General features: G+C 63.8%; 9 protein-coding genes. 4 read left to right on the top strand and 5 right to left on the bottom strand.

Annotated features, from left to right (window positions below; genetic code table 11):
- The first annotated feature begins 7 nt into the window (after window positions 1-7).
- On the top strand, window positions 8-925 hold the full coding sequence (copD, locus tag PQ467_RS08290) for a copper homeostasis membrane protein CopD (protein ID WP_274176021.1): 918 nt from the start codon (window positions 8-10) through the stop codon (window positions 923-925).
- Between the two features lie 37 nt (window positions 926-962).
- Here the strand turns inward: copD and PQ467_RS08285 are convergent, their stop codons facing one another.
- Both PQ467_RS08285 and PQ467_RS08280 read right to left on the bottom strand, forming a co-directional pair.
- Entirely contained in the window at window positions 963-3,173 is a 2,211-nt protein-coding gene (locus PQ467_RS08285) for a xanthine dehydrogenase family protein molybdopterin-binding subunit (RefSeq protein ID WP_274176020.1), read from the bottom strand.
- Entirely contained in the window at window positions 3,170-3,631 is a 462-nt protein-coding gene (locus tag PQ467_RS08280) for a (2Fe-2S)-binding protein (RefSeq protein WP_274176019.1), read from the bottom strand. The genes PQ467_RS08285 and PQ467_RS08280 overlap by 4 nt, the downstream gene beginning before the upstream one ends.
- 192 nt (window positions 3,632-3,823) lie before the next feature.
- Between PQ467_RS08280 and PQ467_RS08275 the strand changes: the two genes are divergently transcribed.
- Window positions 3,824-4,681, top strand: coding sequence for an aldose 1-epimerase (locus PQ467_RS08275; RefSeq protein WP_274176018.1), 858 nt, complete (start codon window positions 3,824-3,826; stop codon window positions 4,679-4,681).
- Here the strand turns inward: PQ467_RS08275 and PQ467_RS08270 are convergent.
- The 3 genes from PQ467_RS08270 to PQ467_RS08260 all read right to left on the bottom strand — a co-directional run bounded on the left by PQ467_RS08270 (window position 4,672) and on the right by PQ467_RS08260 (window position 10,188).
- Window positions 4,672-6,048 (bottom strand): putative 2OG-Fe(II) oxygenase, encoded by a 1,377-nt coding sequence (locus PQ467_RS08270; protein WP_274176017.1) that lies wholly within the window; start codon window positions 6,046-6,048, stop codon window positions 4,672-4,674. The two genes, PQ467_RS08275 and PQ467_RS08270, sit on opposite strands and share 10 nt — an antisense overlap.
- Window positions 6,045-7,559: a tryptophan halogenase family protein gene (locus tag PQ467_RS08265; protein ID WP_274176016.1), complete on the bottom strand. Its 1,515-nt coding sequence runs from the start codon at window positions 7,557-7,559 to the stop codon at window positions 6,045-6,047. The genes PQ467_RS08270 and PQ467_RS08265 overlap by 4 nt, the downstream gene beginning before the upstream one ends.
- Window positions 7,560-7,659: 100 nt before the next feature.
- Entirely contained in the window at window positions 7,660-10,188 is a 2,529-nt protein-coding gene (locus tag PQ467_RS08260; RefSeq protein WP_274176015.1) for a TonB-dependent receptor domain-containing protein, read from the bottom strand.
- 454 nt (window positions 10,189-10,642) lie between these two features.
- Between PQ467_RS08260 and PQ467_RS08255 the strand changes: the two genes are divergently transcribed.
- Together PQ467_RS08255 and PQ467_RS08250 are read left to right on the top strand one after the other, a co-directional pair.
- Entirely contained in the window at window positions 10,643-12,070 is a 1,428-nt protein-coding gene (locus PQ467_RS08255) for an MFS transporter (protein WP_274176014.1), read from the top strand.
- Window positions 12,060-14,108 (top strand): alpha-galactosidase, encoded by a 2,049-nt coding sequence (locus tag PQ467_RS08250; RefSeq protein WP_274176013.1) that lies wholly within the window; start codon window positions 12,060-12,062, stop codon window positions 14,106-14,108. Before PQ467_RS08255 ends, PQ467_RS08250 begins: the two co-directional genes overlap by 11 nt.
- Window positions 14,109-14,136: the final 28 nt, after the last annotated feature.

Here is a 14,136-nt window from a genome sequence, read left to right as displayed (position 1 = left end):
TCGGCAAATGATGGGCGAAACGCTGGTCTGGCTGCGCTGGCTTCAGTTCATTGATCTGGGGCTGGTGTTTGGGGCGGCGCTGACGGCGCGCCTGCTGGGCCGGCGTGTCGCTTCGTCATGGGGGCGGCCGGTGCTGGGGCTGGGCTGCATGCTTGGGCTGGCGCTGGGCGCGGGCGAGTTTGCCTTCATTCTGGCGCGGATGGCGGCCCAGCCGGTGGCCGATCTCGATGGCGAGATGGTCTCGATGATGCTGACCGATACGGCATTGGGCTGGGCGGTGATGGCGCGGGCGGCGTTTCTGATGCTGGCGCTGGGGGTAATCGCGTTGCGGCGGGATACGCCCCTGCTGGCGGTCGCCGCGCTGGGCGGGCTGGCCACGGCCTGTCTGGCATGGGGCGGCCATGGCGCGGCCTCAATGGGATTTGCCTCGGTGGTCCGGCTGGGCGGCGATATGGCGCATTTGTGGGCCGGGCTGACGTGGCTGGGGGCGCTGCTGCTGTTCACCGCGCTGGTGTGGAGCAGCGGGGCCAATGACCGCACCGCGCTGGCCCGGTTGGGGCGGCAACTGGGCGGGTTTGCGCTGATCGGCACGGTGCTGGTTGGCGTGCTGGTGCTTTCGGGGCTGGCCAACCTGCTGTTTCTGGCCCCGCCGGGGCAATGGGCGGTGATGGCCGCTGCGCCCTATGGCCGCCTGTTGCTCACCAAGCTGGGCCTGTTTGGCGCGATGTTCGTGCTGGCCGGGCATAACCGGTTCCATCTGGTGCCCGCGCTGGAACAGGCGATTGATCCGCGCGCGCGCCACCGCGCTCTGGCCGCGCTGCGGCGCAGCGTCACGCTCGAAACGCTGCTGGCGCTGGGCGTGATCTGGTGCATTGCGGCGGCGGGCACGATGGATCCCATGGGGGATCCAATGGGCGCCGCCTAAAACGAAGCGGCGGGTTTTACCCCGCCGCCCGCATTTCTCACGCAAACCCGGCCAGCGGCATCTTGCGCATCCGCTTGCCCACAAGGCGCGACACCGCATTGGCCACCGCAGGCGGCACGGCAGGCAGCCCCGGTTCGCCAATCCCGCCCATCGGCGCGCCGCTTTCCACGATCCGCACATGGACACGCGGCATCCGGTCAGGCGACAGGATCGGATAGCCGTCGAAATTGCGCGCCGCGCGCAGGCCGTCCTTATAAACGGCCTCCTCGATCAGCACTTCCGAAAGCCCCAGCGCGGCGGCGGAATTGATCTGCGCCTCGATGATCGCGGGGTTGACGATGCTGCCCGGATCAATCGCCTGCCAGACATCGTGGACCTTGATCTGGCCATCGGCGATGGAAACCTCGGCCATGGCGGCGGTTTCGCTGCCAAAAGGCGAGGCCATGGCGATCCCGCGCGCGCGCTTGCTGCCATCGGGCGCGGTGAAAGGTCCGGCCTTCCATCCGCCCGCCAGATCCACCACCGCCTTAATCAGATTGGTCAGCCGCGCATCGCCCTCCAGCAATTTCAGGCGCAGCGCATAGGGGTCTTGCCCGCCCTTGTCGGCCAGTTCGTCGAGGAACGTCTCGTAAAAGAAATCATTCATCGAATTGCCCACCGAGCGCCAATAGGCCAGCGTCGTCGGGCTTTTGACATAGACCTGCGCGATACGCTTGGCGGACAGCGCGTATTTCTTGCCCGTCAAACCTTCCAGCGCGGCATCGTCCAGCTTGGGGCCGCGCTTGTCGGCAATACCCTCGCTGGGGCCTTCGGTCACGCTGATCGCCTCGATGGCCACCGGCATCCCCTTGGCGTCCAGCGCCCCGCGAAACCGCACCGCCGCCATCGGGCGCAGCGGATCGCGCAGGAATTCCTCCTCGCGCGTCCAGATCAGCTTGACCGGGCGCCCCACCCGCTTGGCCAGTTCCAGAGCCTGCGGCCATGGCGTGCCATGGGGATAGATGAAGTGGCGGCCAAAGAACCCGCCCAGCAGCGGCGAATGAATGGTGATCTGGTCCGCCGCCAGACCCGATGCCTTGGCGATTTCGGCCAGGAACATTTCGGGCGCCTGATTGGGAAACCACATATCCAGCGTGCCGTCGGCATTGTACCGCGCCAGCGCCGAGGGCGGCTCAAGCTGGGCATGGTTGACGAACTGGCTGTGATAGGTCGCGCTGACGGTGCTGGCCGCCCCGGCAAAGGCGGCGGCCATGTCGCCTGTGGTTTCGGCAACCTCTTCCTTGCCCTGATAGGTGGCCAGATGTTGTGCAAAGGCCTCGGACGAAAAATCGGCGGGCATCGGGCGATAGGTTTCGCCGGTTGCCTCGGCCCAATCGACTTGCGCTGCCTCCACCGCGCGGCGCGCATGCCAGAAACGCTCGGCCACAACCGCCACCGCGCCGGGCAGGACATGCACCGAATGCACCCCCTTCATCGCCTTGACCTCGGCTTCGTTGCGGATCTTGCCCACCGTCTGCCCCAGACGCGGGGCGTGCTGAACTGCGGCGTGGAGCATCCCGTCGACCTTCATGTCGATCGAGAATTGCGCCTTGCCGGTCGATTTGGCGCGCACGTCGAGACGCGCCTGACGCTTGCCGATCCAGCGGAAGTCCTTGGGATCCTTCAACGCCACATTGGCGGGTGCAGGCATATCCAGCGCGGCGGGCGCCAGTTCGCCATAAGTCATCGCCTTGCCGCTGGCCTTGTGGATCACGCGGCCCGGCTCGGTGGTCAGTTCACCCGCGGGAACCCCCATTTTCTGCGCTGCGGCCTGCACCAGCATGGCCCGCGCCGTCGCGCCCAGCTTGCGCATCGTGGCATAGCTGGTGCGCACAGACATCGACCCGCCGGTGATCCGCATCTGGCCAAACACGACCTGATAATCGGGGCCGGGAGGCGCATTTTCGACTGTAAAGCTGGCCGGATCGGCGTCCAGTTCGTCGCCCACAATCTGGGCCATCGCGGTCCACACGCCCTGCCCGCCCTCGGCAAACGGGCTTTGGAACAGGATGGTGTTGTCAGGCCGGATCGCCAGAAAGGCCGGAACCCGCGTGCCGGGCACGACCTTGGCGGCGGCGCCTTGCGCCCGCGCCGCGCCCATCGGCACGCCAAAGCCCAGCACCAGCGCGCCCGCCCCGGCGCCCGCAATAAAGCCGCGCCGCGAGACATTGACCGGATCGTTCATCGGGGTTTGAAACGGCAGGTTCATGCCTTCTTCTCCAATCCGGCGACATCGCGCACCGCCGCCTTGATGGCGTTATAGGTACCGCAGCGGCACAGGTTGACCATCGCGGCCTCGACATCGGCATCGCTGGGGCGCGCGTTCTGCTTCAGCAAGGAGGTTGCCGCCATCACCTGGCCCGACTGGCAATAGCCGCATTGCGGCACCTGATGCTTGACCCATGCCTCGACGACCTTGGCGCCTACCGGGTCCTTTTCCATCGCCTCGATCGTGGTCACCTTGCGGCCCGCCACGGCCTCGACGGGCGTGACGCAGGAGCGCATCACCGAACCATCCACCAGCACCGAGCAGGCCCCGCATTGCGCCACGCCGCAGCCATATTTGGTGCCCGTCATGCCCAGATCATCGCGCAGGACCCAGAGCAAGGGCGTGTCGCTCTCGGCATCGACTCGGCGCTTTTGGCCGTTGATGGTCAATTCGATCATGATTTTTCCTGAAATATCGGTAAGTTAAAGGCCTTCGCGGGGGTGCTTGGCCCATTGCCGCGCGGGGCGGCATTAACAGCCCCGCCTATAGCATTCATCCCGACGCCGGTTCAACGGTGGGCAGCATATTTTGCCGCTCCACCCGATTGCACAGCCCTTCTCTTTTCCCGACATCCGGCTAGAACCCCGGCCATGACCGATAACACGCTGATCCACCTCGCCAAGGGCGATGCCGTTTGCCAACTCTCGCCCGCGTCGGGGGGCTCGATCAAGGCGCTCGAATGCGGCGGAGTGCCGGTGCTGCGGCGCAAGGATGGCGATCATACGCTGGATATGGCGTGCTTTCCGATGCTGCCCTTTGCCAACCGGATTGCCCATGGGCGTATCAGGCTGAACGGGCAGGATCGCGCGATCAGGGTCGATCCGCTGAGCGCGCCCCATGCCATCCACGGTCATGGCTGGCAGCGGGTTTGGAGCGTTGAGGAGGCCGGGCCCGATCATGCCACGCTGCGGCTGGACGAGGCGACCGATGAGGCGAATGCATGGCCATGGCCCTATACCGCGTGGCAGACCTTCACGCTGGAGCGGGATTGCCTGTGGATCGATATGACCATCGAGAACCGGCATGAGAGCGAGGCGATGCCCGCCGGATTTGGCATCCACCCCTATTTCGCACGCAGCCCGCAAAGCACCGTCACGGCGAACGCCGAGGTGATGTGGTTCAACGATCCCACAGGTCTTGCCGTCCATCCGCAGGAATCGGGCCTGTTTTCCGGCGCGCCGGTAGGCATCGATGCGCTGGAGGGGCTGGACAACTTCTTCGTCGCGCCCGACCCTTGCATCGTCATCGGCGGCCCTGAATGGACCGTAACCCTGTCCGGCCCCGGCGCGGGGTTTCACGTCTATTGCCCCGGCGATGAAGACTATTTCTGCATCGAACCCGTCAGCCATGCCCCCAACAGTTTTGGCCGGGGCGAATGGGGGCCGCAGGATCTTGTGCCCGCAGGAGAGCGCCGCAGTCTGCGCTATCGCATCGCCTTTCAGTGCTGAGCGGGCACCACGTCAAAGGCGATATTGAGCCGCTCGCCCGAGGCCGTCGGCATGGTGCCGTGCCATAGCGTCGAGGGGAAAAGGACCACATCGCCCCGGCGCGGCGCGATGGTGGCGCAGGGCGCCAGATCGAGGCCCAGTTCGAGCGGCGGCGCGCCATAGTGGAAATGACCGGCGGGCGCGGGCGCCGCATCCCCGGGCAGGCTGACGTAAAAGGCGCTGCTGATCCAGCCCATCGGGTGCGAATGGGGAATGTTATAGCCACCGCCCGTCAGGCGCACCGACCAACTGCCGCTGATACTCTGCTCGCTCCGGGCGCGCGAGAGCAGAGGGTGGGCCGGATCGGGCGCGGGCAAGGCGGCGACGTAATCTGCCACCGCGCCCATCAGCGCGGCGCGCGCGCGTTGCAGGATCGGCTCGTGGCGCAGCAGGACCGAGCGATCCGTCTGCGTCCCCCCGCGCACCGATTGTTCCGGATAGGGCAATTGCGCGGTATGCAGGGCGCGCAGGCAATCGCCCAGTTCGTCCAGCTCCGCCTCGCTCAACCCCACATCCATGCTGCGCACAAAATCGCCGTCCAGCCAGCGCCCGCGTGCATCATCAAGCAGCCGCCAGCAGGTCGAGACATAGGGCCAGGCCTGTCCCGCCAACGGCGATCCGGGCGCGGCCTGGGCCAAGGGCAAGGCGATGGCCAGCGCGCGCGCCGGATCGCCCGCGCGCAGGGCGGCGCGGATGCGCGCGATCTGGATAAAGGGATCATCCCAGGCCGATGTCGCGGCCAATAGGCGCGCGGTTTCGGCTTCGTCTCCGCTCTCATTGGCGATGAACAGGCGGGCTTCGGTCAGTGGCTTGGTCTGGCCCAGATGGTGTTCGGCCTCGTCCAGAATGGCGCGGGCGCGGGGCCAGTCGCGATGCTGCGCCACAGCGGAAAACCAGCCCAGCCACAGGCCCTGGGCGCGCGGATGCGCGCGCGCGGCCTCGACATAGGAAGCATCAAACCCCTGCGCATCGCCCGCGACCCAGCGCAGCGAGGCCAGCACGCGATGCCCATCGAGCCATTGCGGATTTTGCCTGAGCGCGGCGTAAAGCATATCCACGGCCGCGCTGACATTCCCTTCGGCCGCCAGCGCCATGGCCTGATTGCGCAGCGCATCGGGATTGTCAGGCCACAGACGGCAGACCTGCGCAAACAGATCCGCCGCCGGATGGCCCAGTTCATAGCGCGATTGGGCATGGAGAAAGGCGATCAGGCGGTCATCGGGGGCCAGCGCGCGCGCCTGCGCGATGGCCTCATCGGCCTCGATCATGCGCTGCATCGAGCGCAAGGCGCGGGCGCGATCCCGCCACTGGATCGCCAGAGAGCTCATGGTGCCGCGCAGTGCCGGGCCAGAACCGCGCCGTGCATCGGCATGCGCGCCGCCTCGGCCGCCATCGCGCCGCGCAATTTGCCCAGCCAGTCGCGCGCATCCACCCCGCGATAGTCGATCAGCGGATCAAGGCCCTCCGGCATATTCCCCTGCCCCACATGCACCGAGAGCCAGGAGGGCGGAGCAAACAGGTCAAGCTCGCGCGCGATCAAGCGGCCGTGGCGGCGGAAATGCTCGATCTTGAGCGCCAGCGTATCGGGAATATCCATGGCCGAAACATAGCGCCACAACTCGCTGTCCTGCCGCTGGGTCAGCTTGTAATGCAGGATGATGAAATCGCGGATGCGCTCCATTTCGCCATGGGCAATGCGGTTGAATTCATCGCGGGTGGCCGGATCAAAATCCTTGTCGGGAAAAAGCGCAAGGATCTTGGAAATATTGGCCTGGATCAGGTGGATCGAAGTCGATTCCAGAGGTTCAAGGAAACCCGAGGACAAGCCCACGGCGATGACATTCTTGTTCCAGTGCTGGCGGCGACGGCCCGCGGTAAACCGCACATGGCGCGGGTCGCCCAAAGCCTCGCCATCAAGGCGCTGGCTCAGCAGGTCGGCCGCGCGGTCCTCCGCCATAAAATCGCTGCAATAGACATAGCCGTTGCCGATGCGATGCTGGAGCGGGATCCGCCATTGCCAGCCCGCCTCGCGCGCGGTGGAGCGGGTGTAGGGCGTGGGGTTGGGATCGGATTTGGGATGGGCACAGGGCATCGCCACCGCGCGGTCGCAAGGCAGCCAGTGCGACCAGTCATCATAGCCGGTCTTCAGCGCCCCCTCGATCAGCAACCCGCGAAAGCCCGAGCAGTCAATGAACAGATCGGCCTCGATCACGCGCCCATCCGCCATCGTGACGTCGCGGACATAGCCCGTTTCGCCATCCAGCGCGACATCGGCAATCTTGCCCTCGATCCGCACTACGCCGCGCTTTTCGGCATAGGCGCGCAGGAAGCGGGCATAGAGGCCCGCGTCGAAATGATAGGCATATTCAAAGGTCGAAAGCACGCTGCGCTGATCGGGTGAAGGGTGGGAAAAACGCCCGCCCCGCGCGATATGCCAGGCCATCGAATAGTCATCGAGCGGGGTATCGTCCCCATCCATCCGCGCCTTCAGCCAATATTGATGCAGCGGCACCATGTCGAAATTGCGGCCATGCGGGCCAAAGGGGTGGAAATAGCGATTATCCTCATGCCCCCAGCCGACAAATTCGATGCCCAGTTTAAAGCTGCCCTTGGTGGCGGCCATGAACTCGCGCTCGTCAATGCCCAGCGTTTCGTTGAAGATGCGGATGGGCGGGATGGTCGCCTCGCCGACGCCGACGGTGCCGATCTCCTCGCTTTCAATCAGCGTGATCGCGCAATTCTGTTTCAGCGCATTGGCCAGCATCGCCGCCGTCATCCAGCCCGCCGATCCGCCGCCGACCACCAGCACCTTGCGGATTTTCCGATCGGAATCGCTCACTCACCGTCTCCCATATGGCTTTTCTATAGACCAAAAAGAAGGCGGGCCGGAAGTGTCCTTCCGTGCCCGCCCATCTCATTTGCAACCCGTTCGGTCGTTATCAGAAGCTGAAACGTGCCGAGCCCATGACCGTGCGGCCCACCATGCTGGTGATGTTGATGACCGCATTGTTGCCGCTGGTGCTGGCAATGCTGTTGCCCGGCCCCATCGCGGTCAGCGTGTTGAACAGGTTCTGGACATTGAGACCCAGTTGCAGGTTCTTGATCGGGCTGTACTTTACATTCGCACCGACCACCGCTGCGCCCGGATATTCCAGACCGTTGTTGTCCACCGTGCTGGTCACGCCGGTCACATTCGCGCCCACCGAGGCATTGTCAGTGATCGAGTAATTGGCCGCGAACGTATAGGACAGATCGGGGATCGAGTCCGAGCGGATATAGGCGGCCGAACCGGCAGGCATCTTTTCGGCCTTGTTATAGGTCAGGTTGGCGATGAAGTTGAACGGACCACGGCGATAGGTGCCGTAGAATTCCGCGCCCATCGTGCGATACTTGTTGGCAATAATGCAGCCCGTGGCCACGCCGCCGCATTTGGTGGCCGAAAGCTCATAGGTCGTGATGTTGAAGTTTGAACGATAGACCGTCAGTTCGGCGGTATAGCGTCCGCCCAGTAGGCCGCCGCCGTTCTTCAAGCCCACTTCATACTGATTGACATAATCGGACACCGCCGCCGCGCCGCTGGTGTTGTTGAGCGAGCCGTCGCGGTTGAAATAGCCGTTGAAGGTCATGCGGTCCGCGTTAAAGCGCGAGCCGCGCGAGGCGCGCACGAACAGCGACATGTTCTGCATCGGCTTATACAGACCGCCAAAGGACCACGAGGTCATCTGCTTGCTGTAATTGATGACTTCAGCCGGGGCATCGGGCAGGTAATAGGGGATGGCCGTGGTGACATTGGCGGCCTTCACCGGATTATATTGCAGCACATTGGCGGTGTAGGCCGTGCCGGTGCTGATCGAACCGGTGCCCTGCCCGTGGTTGAAATCCTGACGGACCGAACCGTCGAGCTGCCATTCGCCGCCGTCCAGGTTGAGGCTCAGATAGGGCGCATTGTCGGTGAAGGTGTAATCGTAATTGCGGGCGCAGCACGAGCCCCAGTTGTTGCCATAACCGGCAATGCCATTGGCCGTCAGCAGATTGCCGGCCGAGTCATAAAGGTCCAGCATGGCCGGATTGTTGCCGCTCACCTCGCTGAAGGTCTTGTTGGTGTGCCAGTCCATGGCAATGTTCTGGCTCATGAAGAACCAGCCCGCATAGATGTTGGCGCGGATCTTGTTCGTCAGGTCGAACTTGCCCGACAGTTTCAGGTCGTTGACGAAGCTGCCCAGATCGCGAATGCGGGCATAGACGTTGGTGTTGTTGTTGAGCAGCGGGTTGGTGTAGAGCGCGCCCGCGTTCGGCCCGTTGGCATAGCGCACCTGCGCCACCGTGGCGGCGGTCAGTTCGTTGGGCGCGGTGCCGATCACGCTGGAGGTCGGCGCGGCGTTGAAGAAGCCGGACGAGAAGCCGCCGCTGATCGAGCTGTAGCGCGCATTGTTGTCCAGCTTGATCTGGGGCGTGAATTCATAGTGGAACTGGAGCTGCAGCGTCTTCTGCTTGGTGGTGATGCCGTTCAGCGGCGTCTGCTTGCGGGTGCCGTCCACGTCCACGTAATAGAAGGAGGCGTTGTTGAGCGAATAGATGGACTGCTTGCGCGTGTCGAAATTGCTGCAAGGCCCAAGATTGCTGACCTTGCCGCCCCAGCCGGTGCCGCCCGAGATGTTGCCGCAGGCGATGCCGCCGGTATCATTGGGCTCCTGCGTATCGGCCACCTTGAAGAGCAGGCGCAGATAGCCCTTGCCGTCGGCCAGTTCCTTGGTGATGTTGCCGCGGATCTGATAGGACTTTGAGACATTGTAGGACGCATGGCGCGGGCCATGGCCGATGTTCACGAAACCGCCCAGGTTGTAATAGAGCGTGTCGTTGATGATGCCGGAATCGCGGAAATTGACCTTGGTGTAGTCAAAGTTCACGCCTTTCTCCAGCTCGACAAAGCCGCCCTCGGACTTGCTGGTCTTGCTCAGATAGTTGATGACTGCGCCCGGCGCCTGGCTGGCCAGGGTGGCGGCCGTGCCGCCGCGCACCGCGTCCACGCTCTCGGTCAGCGCGTCAAACTTGGTGAAATAATCGTTGTTGCCGAACTGGATGTCGCCATAGAGAACCTGCGGCAGGCCGTCTTCCTGAAGCTGGACAAAGGTGGCGCCGCCGGTGGCCACAGGCAGACCGCGAACGGCAAAGTTGCCGTTGCCACCGGGGCCGGAAACGTTGGGCTGAAGGCCGGGCAGCAGACGCAGCAGGTCGCCCTGCGAGGCGGGGTGGAAATCGGCGATGGTCGAGGCCGAAACCGAGGAGATCGAGATCGAACTGTTGAGCTTGGTCTTGTCGCCGGTCGAGGCGGTAACGACGATGGCGTTCAGCCCGTCATCGGCGGCAGGAGCCTGCGCGGCGGCCTGATCGGCGGCGAAGGCGGGTGCCGAAAGGCTGGCCAGACCCAGCGCAGCAAACGACACGCACGACTTGAAAACTGATTTCATGATCAGATCCTCCCCCAAGAGGTATGAAATGCCCCCGGGTTATTCCGGGCAGCTCATGAGAACCCCTCTAAACCCCAAAACAATCGGTTGCAATAGCTTTTGCAATCGAGTGCATAGCCGATATCGCACTTTTCCCTCGCTGTGGCATATCGGCTACACCGCCTAATCCGGATTGAAATAGATTGAATGATGACAGCGCATTGCACCCTGCTCTGCGCGGGTTAAGGTTACGCCAAGGCGTGATGCGGATTAGGCGCTAATCCATCCGATATGGAGATGATTGCCCCAAGAGGCGAAACCAACCCATCAGCAAAATCGCCGCATATGAGACGGCGCGAATCACAGCGCCCGCAATCAGAATGCAAACGATTGTTGCACTTCTTCGAGACACAGGGTAAGCCAAAGCCTCAAGAACGATTCAGCCCCATGAAGAGGGCGTCAGGAAAGGATGCCCATGGCCCACGCCGCCCCCGCCGATCTGGCCGCCCAACCGGCCCGCAACCATGCGCGAAAGCCGCATCTCTCGCTGCTGCGCATTGTTGAAATGAACCTCGGTTTTCTGGGGCTGCAATTCAGCTTTGGCCTGCAACAGGGCAATATGGTGCCGATCTATTCATGGCTGGGTGCCGATGAGGCCAGCCTGCCGATCCTGCAATTGGCGGGCCCGATGACGGGGTTGCTGATCCAGCCTTTGGTGGGCGCGATGAGCGACCGGACGGATTCGCGTTTTGGCCGCCGCACGCCCTATTTCCTGATCGGCGCGATCCTGTGCAGCATCGGCCTGTTTCTGATGCCGCATTCCTCCAGCCTGCTGATGGCGGCCAGCCTGCTGTGGCTGCTGGATGCGGGAAATAACACCACAATGGAGCCATATCGCGCCTATGTCTCCGACCGGCTGAACGCCGACCAGCACGAGATCGGCTTTCTCAGCCAGAGCGCCTTTACCGGGCTGGCGCAATGCCTCGCCTTCCTCAGCCCTTCGATCCTGGTCTATTGGTTCGGGGTGGATCGCAATGCGGTGGATGCGCATAATATCCCCACGATCACGCATATTTCCTTCCTGATCGGGGCGGTCCTGTCGATCTGCACGATCCTGTGGTCAGTGCTGCGCGTGCCCGAATTGCCCACCACGCCCGACGAGCGCGAGCGCATCGCCGCCACGGAAAAATCGGCGGGCGCGGCGCTGCGCGAGATTGTGCAGGCGATTGTCGAAATGCCCCGCGCCATGCGGCAAATGGCATGGATGAGCCTGTTTCAATGGTATGGCTTTTCGATCTACTGGTCCTATGCCGCGCTTTCCATCGGCCGTTCGGCCTTTGGCACGGCGGACAAGACCAGCGCCCTGTTCCGCGATGCGGTGCTGACCACCCAGCAATTGGGGGCCTTTTACAATCTGATCGGGTTTGTGGCGGCCTTTGCCATGGTGCCTCTGGCGCGGCGGTTTGGCGCCTCGCGGATGCATATGGCGGCGCTGATGGCCTGCGCGCTTTCGTTGCTGATGCTGCCCGGCGTGGGCGCAGGGTCGGGCCATGCCCCGGCTTTCTTCACCACGCTGGCCATGCCCGAACTGGGCAGCCACCTTGCGCTGCTGATCCCCGCGCTCGGCCTCGGCCTTGGCTGGGCCAGCATCATGGGCAACCCCTATGTCATCCTTGCCCGCGCCATCCCGCCGGAAAGAACAGGGGTCTATATGGGCATTTTCAATATGATGATCGTGGTGCCCATGCTGATCAACGGGCTGACCTTCGGCTGGATCTATCGCCATCTGCTGGGCTCTGACCCGCGCCATGCGATCAGCTTTGCCGCCCTTCTCCTGTTTTTCGCCGCGCTGACCATGCTGCGCGTGCGCGACATGTCGGAGGAAAAGCCTCGTGCGGCCTGACTTCATCACGCTCCATTCGCCCGCCTGCACGGCCATTTGGGAAGTGCGGCCCGATGAGGCGCCGCTCTGGCGCTATTGGGGGCCGCGCCTGCCCGACGGGGTCGCGCCGCCCGCACCCCTGCGCGACACGCGGCCCGAACCCAGCTTCTCGTTGCATTTCGACCAACCGCTCTCGATCTTTCCCACGATGGGCATGGGCTGGTTCGGCAAAAGCGCGCTGATGGCGCATCGCGCCGGGGCGGATTGGGCGCAGCAAATCTGTGCAACGCGGGTTGAAACCATCGCCAATGGCGTGATCTTTCATCTGGCCGATGATGTGGCGCGGATCGCTGTTGCCATCACCGCCCAGCTCGATCCGGCAACGGACACGCTCACGATTACCACCATGCTGACCAATACGGGCGATGACTGGCTGGAGGTCGGTTTTCTGGCCTCGGGCAATCTGCCCCTGCCCGCCGATGCGGCGCATGTCCGCTCCTATGGCGGGCGGCATAACAGCGAATTTGTCGCCATCGACGATACGCTGACCCGCAGCCAGTGGCAGCGCGAAAACCGGCGCGGGCTGACCAGCCACGATTGCTTTCCCGGCGCGATTGTTTCCTGCGCCGATGGGGCCGCCTATGGCGCGCAATTGGCGTGGAGCGGCAATCACACGCAGAGCATCGAATGGCTCGACGATGGCCGCCGTCAGTGGATCATGGGCGAAGCATTGGCGCCGGGCGAATTGCGCCTTGCGCCGGGGGAAAGCGTGACCACGCCCGAGATCCTTGCCACCACCTCGGCCGATGGGGCCAATGGCGTGTCATGGGCGTTTCACCGCGCCATCCGCGCCCGGATAACCTGGCCTGATGGCGCGATGAAGCCCCGCCCGGTCCATCTCAACACATGGGAAGGCTTTTATTTCGACCACGATCTTGATGCGCTGAAAGAACTGGCCGAGGCCGCCGCGCGCGTGGGGATCGAGCGCTATGTGCTGGACGACGGCTGGTTCAAGGGGCGCGATGATGACACCTCCTCGCTGGGCGATTGGGTGGTCGATGCGCGCAAATATCCCGATGGGCTGATGCCTCTGGCGCGCCATGTGGTCGATCTGGGCATGGAATTCGGCCTCTGGGTCGAACCCGAAATGATCAACCCCGACAGCGACCTTTACCGCGCCCATCCCGACTGGGCGCTGCATATCGCGGGCCGCCCCTTGCTGGGCGCGCGCAACCAGCTTGTGCTGGACATGAGCCTGCCACAAGTGCGCGATTACCTGTTCGAGGCGGTGGCGGGACATTTGCGCGAGCTTCCCATCTCCTATCTCAAATGGGACCACAACCGCGACCTGACCCATGCCGGAAACAACGCGAAGTTCCGCACTCAAGTACTTGGAACCTATGCATTGATGGCGCGCCTGCGCGCGGCATTTCCCGATGTGGAAATCGAAAGCTGCGCAGGCGGCGGCGGGCGCATTGATGCGGGCGTCATCGCCCATACGCACCGTTTCTGGACCAGCGATTGCATCGACGCGATCAGCCGTGTCTCAATCCAGCGCGGCTTCCTGCAATTCATGCCGCCCGAGGTGATGGGCAGCCATGTCGGCGCCTGCCCCGCCCATTCGACGGGGCGGATGCAGTCGATGCCCTTCCGCGCAGGGGTAGCGCTGCCCGGCCATTTCGGCGTCGAACTTGACCTGCGCAAGCTGACGCAGGCCGAGACGGACGATCTGGCCGCCACCATTGCGCGCTACAAAGCCCTGCGCGACCGCCTGCACCATGGCCGCGTCTGGCAGGGCGAGGCGGGCGACAGTGTCGTCTGGCAGGCGCATGGCGACGAGGAGGAACTGCTCCTGATCGTTACGCGCACCGCGCCCACCACCATGCGCCATCAACCGCATCTGCGCCTGAATATGGTCGATCCTGCGCGCCGCTATAGCCTGATGCGCGATGGCGCGGCGACGGTCGAAATGGACGGCGCCTGGCTGGCCAGAATGGGTCTGCCCCTGCCCCCGATGAAGGGGGAGGAAGTGCTGATCTATGAATTAACGGCCCAGTAGCGCCTTGCATGTGCATAAGAATGCAAAC

The organism is Novosphingobium sp. KACC 22771 (assembly GCF_028736195.1).
Taxonomy (GTDB): domain Bacteria; phylum Pseudomonadota; class Alphaproteobacteria; order Sphingomonadales; family Sphingomonadaceae; genus Novosphingobium.
Note: the sequence above shows the minus strand (reverse complement) of the source record. Positions and strands in the feature narration are given on the sequence as shown.

Coding starts and splice junctions, on each gene's coding strand:
- PQ467_RS08280 (WP_274176019.1), bottom strand. CDS start 3,631: ATGATCGAATTGACCATCAACGGCCAAAAGCGCCGAGTCGATGCCGAG.
- PQ467_RS08275 (WP_274176018.1), top strand. CDS start 3,824: ATGACCGATAACACGCTGATCCACCTCGCCAAGGGCGATGCCGTTTGC.
- PQ467_RS08270 (WP_274176017.1), bottom strand. CDS start 6,048: ATGAGCTCTCTGGCGATCCAGTGGCGGGATCGCGCCCGCGCCTTGCGC.
- PQ467_RS08260 (WP_274176015.1), bottom strand. CDS start 10,188: ATGAAATCAGTTTTCAAGTCGTGCGTGTCGTTTGCTGCGCTGGGTCTG.
- PQ467_RS08255 (WP_274176014.1), top strand. CDS start 10,643: ATGGCCCACGCCGCCCCCGCCGATCTGGCCGCCCAACCGGCCCGCAAC.
- copD (WP_274176021.1), top strand. CDS start 8: ATGATGGGCGAAACGCTGGTCTGGCTGCGCTGGCTTCAGTTCATTGAT.
- PQ467_RS08285 (WP_274176020.1), bottom strand. CDS start 3,173: ATGAACCTGCCGTTTCAAACCCCGATGAACGATCCGGTCAATGTCTCG.